This window comes from Desulfovibrio sp. MES5, assembly GCF_002237645.1.
Lineage (GTDB): Bacteria > Desulfobacterota > Desulfovibrionia > Desulfovibrionales > Desulfovibrionaceae > Desulfovibrio.
Genome location: NZ_MJUZ01000022.1, coordinates 108,458 through 123,632 on the forward strand (window position 1 = coordinate 108,458; position 15,175 = coordinate 123,632).

Here is a 15,175-nt window from a genome sequence, read left to right on the forward strand (position 1 = left end):
TGCCCGCTTTTTTCTCATAGAGGCAAAGAGAGAACGGGAAAATACTAGATAGTGTCTACACGAGCTATGATAAAAGTTTCAGCCAGAGAGCAATGCACCGTATCTGCACGGCGGCAGCGAATGCTGCGAGTGTTTTTGCATACCTGGTAGCAATGCCTCGCCACCTCTTCAGGTGCAGAAAAGCATTCTCTACCAGGTGACGGACGCGATAGACATACTTGTCATAGCTGCGCTGTTCCTTGCGATTCTTTTTGGGCGGAATAACGACTTCGCAACCCGACTCAAGCGCTTTGCCAATGAGTTCGTTTGTGTCATAGCCCCGATCCGCCAAAAGAAATTGAGCGGCAATGCCGTTGATCAAGGCTGTGGCTTGGGTGCAATCCGCTGTGGTACCCGCTGTAACAATAACTCTGACCGGCATACCATGCGCATCCACGGCCAAATGTATTTTACTGTTGAGCCCCCTTTAGTGCGCTCCATCCCTTGGTTGCCGCCCCTGGCTCCGGCGGCATGAGGGTGAACTTTGCAGTGACTGGCGTCAATCATCAGCCATTCAAAGTCAGGCTCATCAATCAGTATTTCGAGGAGGCTTTCCCATATTCGCTTATCGCGCCAACGGATGAATCTCTGATGCACAGTTCCCCATCTCCCGTATTCAGGAGGCAGGTCGCGCCATGGCGCCCCTGTGCGCAATATCCAAAAAACGGCGTTGATAAACAAACGGTTGTCTTTTGCTATTCCACCCCATTGCCCGCTTTGTCCAGACAGGTGAGGTTCTAGGAGAGCCCAAGCTTCATCGGATAAGTCATGTCGACGCTGTATGTTTTTCATGAGAACACCCTCCGCATGTGGTGTCCCCTTATAACACAAAACTCGTGTAGACACTACCTAGAGCAGATTAACTTTGAAATGTGAAGTAGTTCAAAGTGTTCATTCAACCGAAAAATGCGATTTTCGGCTGAATCCACGCCACGTTGTGGCACGCTGCACTCTCGTGCAGCGTTAGAGCATTTACACTTTTTCAAGGTTAAAATGCTCTAAGCTACGTGAGAGAGACGGCGGGCAACCTGTTGAAACACTGCATCCTGCCCCGCGTGTCATTATTGCCAGCATCAAAAATGCGCCAGAGCAATTTTAAAAAAATTGCTCTGGCGGCTGTCGAAACACGCGCAGAGGTAAACGCATACGGCCATAACAGCCTGCGAAAACGCTGCAAGTATACACGTACCGTTGAAAGACCCTAACGCCTGTCCCACAGCATCTTCAGCTTGGAGCCGCTGAATCTGTCGCCGTCAGGCAGCTTCATATGGGCAAGCCCCTGAAACACCACCTTGCGGTAAAACTCGTTACCCGCAGCGACAACCTCAGGGATGGAATAATAGTCCTGATCGTCAATGCTGAAAGAAATTTCCAGCGCCATGGGCGCTCCGCCCCAGGAATCCGTCCAGGCCTCAAACGTGATCTCCGCTGCAATCCCCGCCAGTTTCACCGAGCCCATCTTGGCCGAATAGGTGCAGACGGTTACGGGCGCAAGCACAGCGTCAGCGGCAAGACCGCTCCTGTCCAGCGCAGGCACAAAGCGTGAAAACTGCCGCAGACGCGGGCGGTCAAGATCGCCGAATGTCTTCGCATCACCCTGGATATTGACGCTTTTTTCCAGCCTGACGCCCATGTTGCCCTGGGCGTCGATATAGGGATGATCTTCAGCGGAGATTTCCCCCCTGATGCCCACCGGGTCCAGGGACGTTCCCAGAATAAAGGCCGGATCCTTGCCGGAGGTTTTTACTGTAAGCTTTCCGCCTTCTTTGGCGCTGCCGTCCTTTTTATAATTTGTGGTGACGCGCACCACAAATCCCGCATCCCGCAGGGCGAGATCGTCTGTATCATAATAGCTTCGCGTGCGCAGGCGCACCTTGCTCTTTTCGGACTTGGTCAGAAGAAAGCCGTTCTTTTTGGCCGAAGCGGCAAGGGCAGTCCAAAGAGTGTTGAACGATGCTGCTGTCCTGTCTGTGGCAAACAGCGCCGGATCAAGAGCCATCTTGTACTCGACACCGTTCACAGCCCCGTAGGGCTTCCAGGCCGCGACATTGTTTTCATATTCAGACGGCCCGGCGGCCTGGGCGGACAACCCAACTATGGCAACTATGGCGGACATGGCGGCCAACAGCACGCACATGACGCAGGCAAACATGGTTTTATGCATAGGATTTCCTTGGGTACTAGAGTAGGATGACAATGAAATGCTTTACATTTCAATTTGTCATTTTACGAAAAATGCGATTTTCAGCTGAACATACGCCACGTTGCGATCCGCGACAGGCCCCAAATCCGCATTGACGGCCCAACCCCAGAGCCCGGCGCGCTGCATCCGGCACGCGGCACAAGCAAGGCAGCATCCCTGCCATGCTGAAGACAGGCCGCGCTTACATAAGTTACATAACTTTCAAAACTTCAGAAACGTATTATAAAGTTACATAAAAAGATTTTGCGGGATTGCGGGAGTAAACAGAAGACAAATTCTGTCAGGAGGGTTTACTCATGCAACACGCAGAAACAACGTCCGGCGGTCTGCTGGACAGACTTTGCAGCTTCAAGATCGGGCCGGTTCCCCTGCCCCTCTACATCTGTTTCGCCATCATCATCTTTGCGGCCTCATACTTTGGCAAGCTGCCCAAAGATATGATCGGCGGCTTCGCCGTCATGCTGGTTATGGGCATACTCCTTGGCGACATGGGACTGCGTATTCCCATTCTCAAGGACATCGGCGGCCCGGCCATCCTTTCCATCTTCATTCCTTCGGTTCTTGTATATTACAGCCTGCTTGACGGCCCCGCCAAGGAGGCCATCATACACTTTACCGCCAACAAGAACGGTGGAGCGAACTTTCTTTATTTCTACATAGCCTGCCTTGTGACAGGGAGCATACTTGGCATGCTGCGGCAGGTTCTTATACAGGGCTTTTTGCGCATGTTTGTGCCGCTTATTCTGGGTACCATAGCCAGCTGCCTGATTGGCACAGCTGTGGGCACCCTGTTGGGGCACGACCTGTTTGAAACCTTCTTTTATATTGTAGTTCCCATCATCTCCGGCGGCGTGGGTGAAGGCATTCTGCCCCTGTCGGCTGGCTACGCCGAAATTCAGGGTACCGACCCGGGCAGATTCATAGCCATGGTAGCCCCGGCCGCCATGCTTGGCAACGTCACCGCCATTATCTGCGCAGGCATACTCAAGCGCTACGCGGTGAAAAATCCTCACCAGACCGGCAACGGCAAACTGGTGCGCGTGGGCGACGACAACCTGGATCTCACGAAAAAAGAAGAACCCATTGACGTGACCATTCTGGGCATGGGCCTGCTGACCGCCTGCTGCTTCTACCTGTTCGGCATGCTGGTGAACCTTGTCATCCCCATCCCCGCGCCCATCATCATGATTCTCTCGGCCGCCATTGCCAAGGCCACGAGCATCATGCCCAAGGTGGCGGAAAAGGCCGCGTACCAGTTTTACCTCTTCGTTTCCAAAAACCTCACCTGGGCGCTCCTTGTGGGCGTGGGCGTCTGCTATACGCCGTGGAAGGACGTTGTGGCGGTCATTCAGCCGAGCTACGTCATCACCGTTGTCTGCACGGTGCTGGCCATGGTGGGCACTGGATTTTTCAGCGCCAAGTTCCTTAACATGTATCCCGTGGAAGCGGCTCTGGTTACCGGATGCCACAGCGGCCTCGGCGGCACGGGCGACGTGGCCATTCTCTCCGCCGCCGGACGTATGGAACTCATGCCCTTTGCCCAGATATCCACACGCATTGGCGGCGCTGCCGTGGTAGTTCTGGCCGTCATCCTCATGCGTATGTTCTACGCGGGCTAAAAGCGGTACTCTAGAACTGAAGCTGCCGCGCTTGCATGGCGCTCACCCTTTTTCGCCGCCCCGGTCATACAACCCTATGGCCATGGCCGGGGCGGCGGAAAGAACGCAGGAAGGCATATGCAGGGCTATTTTGAAATCATTACCGACCATGACCTCGCCCAGGCTGAAGCGCTGCTCGCAGCGTCGGGCCTGAGCCTGCCCGCAGGGCGCACCTATGGCCTCGGCTTTTACGAAGACGGCCAGTTGGCGGCCTGCGGGTTTCTTGCGGGCACTGTTCTTTGCGGCATCTGCGTGGCGGCCCATGCCCGGGAGGGGGGTCTTGCCACCTCCATTCTGAGCCGCCTTGTGCTGCACGGCAGGCAGGAAGGCGCAAGCCATTTCTTCATCTTCACCAAGGCCTCGGAAGCGCAGAAATTCAGGGATTCCGGCTTTGACCTTGTGGCGGCGACGCACGATTCGGCCCTGCTGGAACAGGGACGCCCCAACTATGCCGACTGGCTCAATGCCGCCAAGGCAGCCCTGCGCGATCACGGCTGGAAAACGGAGGCTGCCGATGCGCCCCCTGCGGGGCTTTCGCCGCATACACGGCTTGGGGCCATTGTCATGAACGCCAATCCCTTCACGCGGGGGCATGAGTATCTGGCCCGCACGGCTGCCGCAGCCTGTGAAAAGCTGCTGGTCTTTGTGGTGGAAGAGGACATTTCCGTTTTTCCCTTTGCCGTGCGTCTTGATCTTGTACGCAAGGGCCTTGCCGGGGTGGACAATATTCTTGTGCTGCCCGCCGGGCCGTACATGGTGTCGCGCGCCAGTTTTCCGGCCTATTTTACGGCGGATGCCAAGGTGGGCTCGGTTCACGCCGCGCTTGACTGCGCCATATTCGCCACGCGCATTGCCAAAGATCTGGGCATAAGCCTGCGCTTTGTGGGCACAGAACCGCTTGATCCCGTCACTGCCGCCTACAATGCCGCCATGGCGGCCGTGTTTGAAAAACACGGTATTGAACTGCATGAAATTCCGCGTCTGCAGACCGACGGCCAGGCCATCAGCGCTTCAAAGGTGCGGGCGCTCTTCAAGGGCGACGTCTGCGAGGCAGACTGGCAGGAGATGGCGCAGTTGCTGCCTCCAGTGACTCTGGATTTTTTGCGCTCAGCCGACAGCGCGCAGATACGGCAAAAGCTCAGAGATTATGTCGGACGACACTGATATTTTTTAAGCATTTTACCTTTGAAAAAAGAAAAAAGCTCTAACACGGCACGAGAGCGCAGCGCGCCACAACGTGGCGTGGATTCAGCCTAAAATCGCAAGTTTGGGCCGAATGACAATTTGAAGTGTAAAGCATTTCAGTTTCAATCTGGCCCAGTTCCCAAATGGCGACCCTGGCCGCCGCAGGAGACACAATGAACAACCAATGCAGTGCCATGGCAGGCACACTGGAATCCAACGACATTTTCATCACCATCACCGCTGTGGGCGGAACAGATACGTCCATCAGCCTTTCCAGCATCGTCATGAACCAGTTTGGCGAGGCCATCCGCGCGGTTGTCGCACAGTGCATGGCGCAGTCCGGCCTCAAGGGCGTTGAAGTTACGGTTCAGGACAAGGGCGCGCTGGAATGCACCATCAAGGCCCGTATGGAAACGGCCATCGCCCGCTTTAAGGAGAAAATGTGATGCGCAACAGAACCTTTCTTTTCATGCCGGGCAACAACCCCGGCATGCTTGCCAGCGCGCAGTGCCTGGGAGCGGATGTGGTCATCTTTGACCTTGAGGACGCCGTGGCCCAGCTGGAAAAAGACGCCGCCCGCACATTGGTGAGTCATGCCCTCACGGAACTGCGCCCGCAAGGCGTGGGGGTGACGGTGCGCATCAACGGTCTGGATACGCCCTACTGGCAGGCTGACATGCAAGCCGTGGTCGCCGCCGGGACGGATTTTGTCATGGTGCCGAAAATTGAAAGCGCTGAGCAGGTGCTGCAAGTGGCCGAAGCCATAGAAAGCGCGCGGCAAAAGCACGCCATAACGGCCCCCGTCAAGGCGCTTGCCATTATTGAAAGTCCCCTGGGGCTCGAGAATGCCTATGCCATAGCTTCGGCCAGCAAAACTCTGCACGGCATCCTTCTTGGCGCCGAGGATTTTACCGCTTCAATGGGTGCGCAGCGCACAGCCGAAGGGGCCGAGATAGCCTACGCGCGCTCGCGCCTGCTCACGGCCTGCAAGGCTGCGGGCGTTCTGGCCATTGATACGCCCTTTCCCTTTGTGTCTGACCTTGAAGGGCTGGAAAAGGACGCCGCCTTCGCCGTGCAGTTGGGTTTTGACGGCAAGGCCGTCATTTCGCCCCACCACGTGCACAGGGTCAACCAGGCATTCATGCCCGCGCCGGACAAGGTCAACTGGGCCAGGCGCGTCATGGCGGCGGCCCGCAAAGCCAGCGATGAAGGCAAGGGAGCCGTTTCACTGGACGGAATGATGATTGACCTGCCCATTATCAAACGGGCGGAACGCATCCTGCTTCTGGCTGATGCATAAGGGGGCGCTGTAATGAAACGCAAATATATCTCCACCATTGCCGCCGCGCTGCGTGAATGCGGCCTCAAGGACGGCATGACCCTGTCTTTTCACCACCACCTGCGCAATGGCGACCATGTGGTCAACATGACAATGGACGCTGTGGCCGCACTCGGGGTCAAGGGCATCACCGTGGCCTGCTCTTCGCTTTTTCCCGTGCATGAGCACCTGATCGAGCATATCAAAAACGGCGTCATCACCGGGCTTGATACGGACTACATGAGCGGCCCCCTGGCCAAAGCCATCACGAGCGGCATTTTGCCCACGCCCGTCATATTCCGCTCGCACGGCGGGCGTCCCCGCGCCATAGGCGAAGGCTCGCTCAAGATCGACATCGCCGTGGTCGCCGCGCCCGCCGTGGACGCCATGGGCAACATCACCGGCACTGAAGGCCCGTCCGCCTGCGGCTCGCTGGGCTATATCATCCCCGACACGCAGCATGCCGCAAAAGTCATCGCCGTGACCGATCACGTGGTTGAGGGTGGCCTCAGCCGCATAAGCATACCCCACGACGTGGTGGACCATGTGGTCGTTGTGGACAAAATCGGCGACCCCGCCGGTATTGTCTCCGGCTCCATCAGCCTCACGCGCGACCCTGTGGCTCTGGCCATTGCCCGCAACGCCCAAGCCGTCATCAAGGCCTCCGGCCTGCTGCAGGACGGCTTCTGCTATCAGACAGGCGCTGGCGGCGCTTCGCTGGCGGCATCGCTTTTTCTGCGCGAAGACATGCGCGCCATGAAGGTGCACGGCGGTTTTCTGCTCGGCGGCATCACCAAATACATGGTCGAAATGCTTGAAGAAGGCCTGTTCGACAACGTATTTGACGTGCAGTGCTTTGACCTGAGCAGCGTCAAATCCATTGCCCAGAACCCGCGCCACGTTGAAATATCCGCCGACACCTACGCAAACCCCAACAGAAAAAGCAATTGCGTGGACTTTCTCGACGCCGTCCTCCTGGGCGGCACGGAAATCGACCTTGATTTCAACGTCAACGTCACCACGGATTCCAACGGCAATATCATTGGCGGTTCCGGCGGCCATAACGATGCCGCTGCCGGGGCCAAGCTGACCATCATTGTGGCCCCCCTGGTGCGCGCCCGCCTGCCCATTGTGGTGGAAAAGTGCACCACCCTGACGACCATAGGCTCCACAGTGGATGTGCTGGTGACGGAGCGCGGCATTGCCGTGAACCCGGCCCGCAAGGAACTTGCCGACAGGTTGCGCGACGCGCGCCTGCCCGTATGCGGCATTGAAGACCTGCACGACCAGGCCGTGCGCATGACCGGCAAACCTCTTGCCTACGAGCGCGGCGACAAGGTCGTGGGCACGATGGAGTACCGTGACGGAACCATTGTGGACCATATCTACGCCACAAAATAACAGACACACGCCATGCTCCGGCGCGGCGAAAGCCCTGACGCCGCCGCGCCGGAAACGGAGTTTTCATGAGCCTGAACGACATCCTTGCCGCCCCCCTTGCTGCCATCCTTGTTGAAAGGGAAGCGCGCTGGAACCTGCGCCGCGAGCTTGCCGCAACCTGCGGGCAGGCCGTGATTTCGCTCACGCTCAATATTCCCGGCGCGGATAAAAATCCGGCAGGGACAGCGCAGGCCTTCGACAGCCTGCGGCAGACCCTTCGCCGCGCCATTGCGCGCGACTGCGGGCACGCAGCCTGCCTTACAGCCGAAAAGGAACGCGCCGGGGTGGACGGCCCCTGCTGGATAGCCGCTGTGAACCTTGACCCGGCACAGCTCAAGGCGCTTTGCGTGGCCGTGGAAGAAGAGCACCCCCTGGGCAGGCTGGCTGATGCGGATGTGCTCAACGCGCAGGGGCAGCCTGTGAACCGGGCGGACGTCGGACTTCCCCCACGGCGCTGCTTTTTGTGTGAAGCCCCGGCAAGCCTCTGCCGCAGACAGGGCAAACACGACCCGCAAGAAATCATGGCCCATGTACGCAGTCTGCTGGCCCTCGCCACCAGCGCGGACGCCCATTCCTGATGTCCTGCCAGATTGCGGCATGGGTACAGGAACGGTGCAGGGCCTGAGTCAGAGCAAGAGTAAGAACAGGAATCAAGGCCAAAATCGGGGGCGTGAAAATGAGTGGAATCTGCCGGAACCAGGCCAGAATCGAAACCGGAGTCCCTGTCGGAGCCAAGGTCAGAATCGGAGCCTGAAATCGGGCAGGCAACAGACAGAATACCATCTTGCGCCGCACAATTGCCCTTATAACCAAAACTGCCAAGTTCACACGGAATCCCGCATGCCTGAAAGCCGCCACGCACTCTCTTCATCCGCCATGCCCGATATGGCACTGCCTGCCTCCGCGCTGCTGTCCGTCTCCATGCCGTCCTTCACTATGCCGCCTGTCGCCATGCCGTCCTCTGCGGCTCTGTCCGCCGTCGTGCTGCCGGGCCTGAAAAACCTGCGCGCCTGCGCTCCCAGACGGCAAAAAAGCTCGTCCCTTTCTTCGGCCCGCGTTGGCGAACTGGCAGTTCGGGCCGCCATTCTTGAAGCTGCCGCCGGGCCAAAGCCGGGGCTGGTCTGCCGTGACAGTCAGGGCGCGCATAAAGACATGGACTACGCCACCTTTGTGCGCAGCGCCCTTGCCCTGCAAGGCTATTTCACCCAGGCCCACGCGCTGGGCTCGGCCACCACAGCGCTGGAATCGGGGGCTGTTTTTCCACGCCTGCGGGCGCTGGGCCTCAAGGCCGAACACGACATGTTTGCGGCCACCAATGGCGTCAATACCCACAAAGGACTGGTTTTTTCTCTGGGCCTCTTCTGCGCCGCCCTAGGCAGATTGGGCAACGCCGCCAACGTGCAGGCGCTGTGCCGCACGGCGGCCTCCTTTGTGCGGGGCATCACCAGAGCGGACATGGCCGCACTGCCCTGCGGCCCACAGGCGGCACAACTGGCCATCCCTGGCTTCTGCCCTCACAAGGCGCGGCATGCCCTGCCCAAGGCCACGCGCCCCCTGCTGGAAAAAGCTCTGGGCCGCAGCCTGACCCCTGGCGAGGTTATCTATGTCATGTATGGCATGCGCGGCGTGCGCGGCGAGGCGGAACAGGGCTTTCCCGGCGTGGCCCTTGCCTGCCACAGCCTGCGGCGGCATGGCGCGGCCGTGAACATGAACAGGGCCATGGTCCATACCCTGCTGGAACTGCTGGCCCGCGTCGAGGATACAAGTCTGCTCTGGCGTGGGGGCGGCAGGGGCTTTGCCCTGGCCAGAACCTACGCAGCCACGACCCTTGACGCGGGCGGGCTGGACACAGCCCACGGCCGCCGCACCCTTGACCGCATGGGTGCGGCCTTTGTGCGCCGCAGGCTCAGCCCCGGCGGCTGCGCCGACATGCTCGCCACTGGCGTTTTTCTGCACCTGCTCGGCCGCGACAGCGGCCACTTCTAGCGGCCCTGCTGGCGGTCGCTGTCAGGACAATGTCAGGTTGTAATGCTTTGTGGAGGAAAAATGTTTTGTGGGGGAGGAAACCCTTTTGCAAAAGGGTTTCCTCCCCCACGCCCCCACCCCCTAAAACTTTTATTGTAGTTCACTGCCCGACCGCACAGGACCAGAGCGCTTTCATAATGAAACTGGCTGGCAGGCGGCGCACACCTGTTCTCTCACATCTCCCTTGCCATCCTACAGTGCTCACTATCCCCAAAAGATTGCCCCGGCGCCTGCCTCTGAACGCATGCAACCACTCGGCTAGCACGCCACGCAAGGCACATGCGGCGCGCCTCCGGCTTGGCGCCATGCCGCGATCCTCATGCCGCGTTCACCCTGGCGCGGCTTTTGTCGAGCGGCATTCACGTATTGCCCTTTGGCAAGGTTTACTGCTAAATTTAAAGGGTTATTCATTTTGTCGGAGCAGGTTGGCCTTGGGGGGACGCGTTCCCAATGGCAAACCACGCCAGTTACGACGCATACTCACGCAAACGGATTGCGTTTGCATTTTTTTGGCGGGCTCTGCCACGCACCACCCGTGTTTCACGGTAAAAACGCTTTAGAGCAGTTTATAACTGAAATGAGTTAACTGCTCTGCAAGGATTTTCCTGAAAATCCTTGCCACGAAATGCGAATAAGCAGGCTTTGCCTGCCGGACATGAGCATTTCAAGTGTTAAATGCTCTAAAATACCACCCGGAGGTCCGGCGTGAAATCCTTTTTGACCTTGCAGCCCGTGGAAAAGGTTATCGGGCATATCCGCACCTTTCCCGCGCTCTGCGCCGAGCGCGTCCCGCTGGACGCGGCCTCTGGCCGCCGCCTTGCGGACGACTTTGCAGCCCCCGCCGACCTGCCCGGATTCGACCGCGCCACTGTGGACGGCTATGCCGTGCGGGCCCGCGATATTTTTGGCGCGCAGGAGGGCAACCCGGCCCTTGTGGAATGCGTGGGCGACTGCCCCATGGGGACGGCTCCCTCCATCATTCTCCACGAGGGGCAGACGGCGCGCATACTTACGGGCGGCATGCTGCCGCAGGGTGCGGACTGCGCCGTCATGGTGGAGTATTCCCGCCCGGCCGGAGGCAACCTTGTGGAACTGACCCGCAGTCAGGCCCCTGGCGACAACGTTGTTCTGCGTGACGACGACGCTGCCGCCGGAACAAAGCTCCTCGCCGCCGGACGCCGCCTGCGCCCGCAGGACATCGGCCTTCTGGCGGCCTTTGGCCAGACCGATGTGGCGGTGCGGCGCAGCCCGCGCGTGGCCATTGTGTCCACCGGGGATGAAGTGGTGCCCATTGAAGAAATGCCGCCGCCCGGAAAAGTCCGCGACGTCAACGCCCACAGCATCGCCGCCCTGTGCCGCGAGGCAGGGGCGCAGGCGGTGCGGGCCGGGCTTGTGCGCGACGATGCCGGTGAACTTGAGGCCTGCCTTACGCGGCTTGCAGAAGAATACGATGTGGTGGTGGTGTCCGGCGGTTCGTCGGCGGGCATGCGCGATCACACGGTTGAAGTGTTCACCGCAGTGCCCGGTGGCGAGATTCTCACCCACGGCGTGGCCCTCAGCCCCGGCAAGCCCTTCATTTTGGGCCGCGCCGCCGCTGCCCGGCGCACGGTCTGCCTCATGGGGCTTCCGGGGCATACTGCCAGCGCCCTTATCTGTGCGCGTGTCTTTCTACTGCCCCTGCTCCACCACCTTCAGGGCCAGGCAGAGCAGGAAATTGCCCCCTGCGTTCCGGCGTGCCTGACGCGCTCCATAGCATCAACACAGGGCCGCCGCGACTACCTGCGCGTTCGTCTGACGCCGCTTGCGCAAACAGCGCCCAACAGCGGCGACGCACTGTGCCCGCTGTATGAGGCCGCCCCCCTCACGGGAACCTCCGGCATCATTACCGGCATGACGGCGGCAGACGGCCTGCTGGTCTGCCCGGAAAACCGCGAAGGATTCAATGCGGGAGACATGGTCATGGTGGAGCTGTTTCAGTAAAGCCTTCACATTTACCCCGCACCAGCACGGAGAACGCCCTTGAAACGCAATACCTACCTGACCCTGCTGCCGCCCGATGAAGCCAGAAGCCTCTGGTTTGCAAAGCTCAACGCCCACATGCACAGCCTGGCGGAAGAAACCGTTCCTCTGACTGAGGCCCTTCGTCGCGTGCTCAGTCGCCCTGTGGCGGCCCTGCGGTCTTCCCCGGCATTTCACGGAGCGGCCATGGACGGCATTGCCGTCAATGCCGAAGACACCTTTGCCGCTTCCCCACGCAATCCCCTGCGCCTTGAACTCGGCAAGGCCGCCCACTGGATCAATACCGGCCACCCCCTGCCCGATGGCTGCAACGCTGTCATCATGGTGGAAAACGTTAATACTGAAACGGCTGAAGACGCTCAGTGGGCCGTCATAGAAAAAGCCGCCTTTCCCTGGCAGCATGTGCGCAAGATGGGTGAGGACATGGTGGCCACGGAGATCATCCTGCCGCCCGGCGTGTGCATTGGCCCGTATGACCTGGGCGCTCTGGCTGCGGGCGGGGTGCTTGAAGTGCCGGTGTTTGCCCGCCCGCGTGTCGCCATCGTTCCCAGTGGATCGGAAATTGTGCCCCTGAATCAGGCCAGGGAGGAAGATCTGCGCGCCGGACGGGTGCTGCCGGAATTCAATTCGCTGATTTTTTCGGCCATGATTACTGAGGCCGGGGGCGATCCCGTCACCCTGCCCGTGGTTCCCGACGAGCCGGAGGCCATTGCCGCCGCCGTCATGGCCGCCCTTGATGGGGCGGGGGCAGAAGCAGGTACGGGGACGGAGTCTGGAGCGTGGTCGGGAGCGGACGCAGGGACGGAAGCGGGAGCCGACCTTGTCATTCTTAATGCCGGGTCTTCGGCTGGCAGCCATGACTACACGGCCCATGTGCTGGAGTCATTGGGCGAGGTGCTGGTGCACGGCGTTTCGGTTATGCCCGGCAAACCCACGGTTCTGGCCGTAGTGCGCGGCAAACCCGTTATCGGCGTGCCCGGCTATCCAGTTTCGGCCGGTATCGCCATGGAAGAATTTGTGCTGCCCCTGCTGGCCCTGTGGCAGAAGCGTGTTGCAACGGAGCGCGAAAAGGCCACGGCCATTCCCTGCAACCCCTTGCCCTCACGCCCCGGTATGGAAGAACGCCTGCGCGTGAAGCTGGGCCGGGTGGATGGAACCATCGTCGCCGTGCCCCTGCCGCGCGGCGCGGGAACCATCACCAGCCTGAGCCGGGCCGACGGCATCATCCGCATCCCCCGCGACAGCGAGGGCTGCGACGCCGGGGAACCCGTGACCGTGGACTTGCTGCGTCCGCAGGCCGCGCTTGATAACGCGCTGCTGGCCATCGGCAGTCACGACAACACGCTGGACCTGCTGGACAGCCTGCTGCGCAAAACCCACCCCCGCTATCGCCTCACCTCTGCCCACGTGGGCTCTCTGGGCGGACTCATGGCCCTTGGGCGCGGCCAGTGCCATCTGGCTGGCAGTCACCTGCTGGATGCCGCCAGTGGCGTATACAACCGCAAGGCCATTGAAGAAAATCTTGAAGAACCTGTTGTTCTGCTGCGTCTTGTGGACAGGGAACAGGGCATTTTGACAGCGCCCGGCAATCCCCTTGGCATCAGCGGCATTGAGGATCTGGCGCGGGAAGGGCTGCGTTTCGTGAACCGGCAGCGAGGCAGCGGCACCCGCGTGCTGCTGGACTACAGGCTTGCGTGTCTTGGCATTGCGCCCACGCGCATCACAGGCTACCGGGATGAGGAATACACCCACATGAATGTGGCCGCAGCCGTGCTTTCAGGCCGCGCGGACGCGGGTCTTGCCGTGCGCTCCGCCGCCAACGCGCTGGGCCTGCCCTTTGTGCCCGTGGGTGTGGAAGAATACGACCTCGTCATCCCCCGCCGCTTTTATGAAACCCCGGCCATGCAGGCCCTGCTGGACGTCATACGCAGCGCTGACTTCAAGCAGACGGTAACGGCCCTCGGGGGCTACGGCACGGAAAAGACGGGGCAGATCATCTGGGAGCACCCAGGCAGATAGGCCCGGCACCCTGCGGAAAGAAGAAGAAGAAGAAGAAGAAGAATTGCCCTGCGGCGTAGGGGGCTGTCAGGCCATGACGACCACGCCAATGTGGCCCGACAGGATACCGCCCGTCCGTGCTGGAGGGTTACTCCCAGAAAAAGCGTTCCAGTTCCGGTACGGACATATCCAGATGGTAGAGGGGCGACAGCACCCCTGGACCATGCCCGGCTGGAAAGTGCCCGGCTGGCATATTACCGACTGGCAGCGGCTCGGGTGCCGGGTTTCCGGCTGGCAACTGTCCAGCTGGCGGCTCTCCGACGGCGGCACTTCCCTGCGAGGCAGTGGCGCATTCCTGCGCCTGCGGCCCGGCGCACGGGCATGGCGCGCCGCCCGCTTCCGCCCCGACGACCTCTTCTGCCCCGGCTCTGACGGTTTCAGCGCCTGCCCCAGAAGACGGGGCAAGCACAACGCGCAGGCACAGTCTGACCATAAGGCAGGCCACAGCCGCCGGAGCCAGCGTTCCCACGCCTTCACGGCGGGTTTGGGCAAGTTCTTCAGCACTTTGCCCCTGCGGATACAGCTCCGTCAGACGGGGCATGGCCCCCCCATTTACGTAGGCAAAGCCCTCGTCCCGCAAGATGGAGCCATGCACAAAGGGCACCCCCGCCGCAAGACAGGCCCCTTCCAGCGCTGTCTTGTCCGCGATGTTGTCGAGGCAGTCCAGGGCCACGTCCACCCCCCGCACAAGATCGGGCAGATTGTGTTCGTCCGCCTCAAGCTGCACTGCCTCGACGTCAAGGTGCGAAGCCACGTCTGCAAGGGCCTGCCGCACCACGAGGGCCTTGGGATGGCCCAGGGCGCTTTCGGTACAAAAACGCTGGCGGTTAAGATTACTCTCGTCAAAAACATCATTGTCCACGAGGCGCAGAAAACCCGCGCCCATACGCGCCAGCAGCTCCGCCGCGTGGCCCCCAAGCCCGCCGCAGCCAAGAACAAGAATACGGCTGCGCAACAGGCGGGCCATATCCTCTGTGGAGAACAGCCCATAGTTACGGCGAAACCGCTCGGGCCATATGTTGAAGGACAGCAGACGCGCCATGGCCTCACGCTCGTGCAGGCCATGTTTTTTCGCCCAGGCCCGCAGGCCCGCAAGGCTCACAAAAAGCGTGCTTTCAGGATCTCCCTGCTCGCAGGAGGCCGTGGCGCTGTCAGAATGTGGGGGGTATTCGGCGCGCAGGTAGGGAGTAAAAAAGGCGCGCGCTTCTGGTTTTGTCATGGCCAACGGAC

12 protein-coding genes are annotated in these 15,175 nt (G+C 60.3%); 9 read left to right on the forward strand and 3 right to left on the reverse strand.

Annotation, left to right across the window (positions count from 1 at the left end):
* Nucleotides 1-64: 64 nt before the first annotated feature.
* Nucleotides 65-831 (reverse strand): IS5 family transposase gene (locus BCS36_RS07415; RefSeq protein ID WP_291302270.1). Its coding sequence is split into 2 segments (ribosomal slippage): nucleotides 65-468 and nucleotides 468-831, totalling 768 coding nucleotides; the frame shifts between segments, so codons are not numbered across the junction.
* Between the two features lie 409 nt (nucleotides 832-1,240).
* Nucleotides 1,241-2,203, reverse strand: coding sequence for a hypothetical protein (locus tag BCS36_RS07420; protein ID WP_291302271.1), 963 nt, complete (start codon nucleotides 2,201-2,203; stop codon nucleotides 1,241-1,243).
* A 335-nt stretch (nucleotides 2,204-2,538) separates the two neighbouring features.
* Between BCS36_RS07420 and BCS36_RS07425 the strand changes: the two genes are divergently transcribed.
* From BCS36_RS07425 to BCS36_RS07465, 9 genes are all read left to right on the forward strand, one after another.
* Nucleotides 2,539-3,861, forward strand: coding sequence for a 2-hydroxycarboxylate transporter family protein (locus BCS36_RS07425; RefSeq protein WP_291302272.1), 1,323 nt, complete (start codon nucleotides 2,539-2,541; stop codon nucleotides 3,859-3,861).
* Nucleotides 3,862-3,978: 117 nt separating this feature from the next.
* Entirely contained in the window at nucleotides 3,979-5,064 is a 1,086-nt protein-coding gene (locus tag BCS36_RS07430; RefSeq protein ID WP_291302273.1) for a hypothetical protein, read from the forward strand.
* A gap of 194 nt (nucleotides 5,065-5,258) precedes the next feature.
* Nucleotides 5,259-5,531 (forward strand): citrate lyase acyl carrier protein, encoded by a 273-nt coding sequence (gene citD, locus BCS36_RS07435; protein ID WP_291302274.1) that lies wholly within the window; start codon nucleotides 5,259-5,261, stop codon nucleotides 5,529-5,531.
* Entirely contained in the window at nucleotides 5,531-6,385 is an 855-nt protein-coding gene (locus tag BCS36_RS07440; RefSeq protein WP_291302348.1) for a CoA ester lyase, read from the forward strand. The genes citD and BCS36_RS07440 overlap by 1 nt, the downstream gene beginning before the upstream one ends.
* Nucleotides 6,386-6,397: 12 nt before the next feature.
* A complete protein-coding gene (gene citF / locus BCS36_RS07445; RefSeq protein ID WP_291302275.1) occupies nucleotides 6,398-7,804 on the forward strand; it encodes a citrate lyase subunit alpha in 1,407 nt (468 codons plus the stop codon).
* Nucleotides 7,805-7,869: 65 nt separating this feature from the next.
* Nucleotides 7,870-8,421 carry a citrate lyase holo-[acyl-carrier protein] synthase gene (gene citX / locus BCS36_RS07450; protein WP_291302276.1) on the forward strand — a complete coding sequence of 184 codons (552 nt, stop codon included), beginning with the start codon at nucleotides 7,870-7,872 and terminating at the stop codon, nucleotides 8,419-8,421.
* Between the two features lie 262 nt (nucleotides 8,422-8,683).
* Nucleotides 8,684-9,829 carry a triphosphoribosyl-dephospho-CoA synthase gene (locus BCS36_RS07455; RefSeq protein ID WP_291302277.1) on the forward strand — a complete coding sequence of 382 codons (1,146 nt, stop codon included), beginning with the start codon at nucleotides 8,684-8,686 and terminating at the stop codon, nucleotides 9,827-9,829.
* 744 nt (nucleotides 9,830-10,573) lie between these two features.
* The gene (gene glp / locus BCS36_RS07460; protein ID WP_291302278.1) at nucleotides 10,574-11,848 is read left to right on the forward strand and encodes a gephyrin-like molybdotransferase Glp; all 1,275 of its coding nucleotides are present in this window, start codon (nucleotides 10,574-10,576) and stop codon (nucleotides 11,846-11,848) included.
* A 39-nt stretch (nucleotides 11,849-11,887) separates the two neighbouring features.
* The gene (locus tag BCS36_RS07465; protein WP_291302279.1) at nucleotides 11,888-13,906 is read left to right on the forward strand and encodes a molybdopterin biosynthesis protein; all 2,019 of its coding nucleotides are present in this window, start codon (nucleotides 11,888-11,890) and stop codon (nucleotides 13,904-13,906) included.
* Nucleotides 13,907-14,033: 127 nt separating this feature from the next.
* Here the strand turns inward: BCS36_RS07465 and BCS36_RS07470 are convergent, their stop codons facing one another.
* Nucleotides 14,034-15,164 carry a ThiF family adenylyltransferase gene (locus BCS36_RS07470; protein WP_291302280.1) on the reverse strand — a complete coding sequence of 377 codons (1,131 nt, stop codon included), beginning with the start codon at nucleotides 15,162-15,164 and terminating at the stop codon, nucleotides 14,034-14,036.
* Nucleotides 15,165-15,175: the final 11 nt, after the last annotated feature.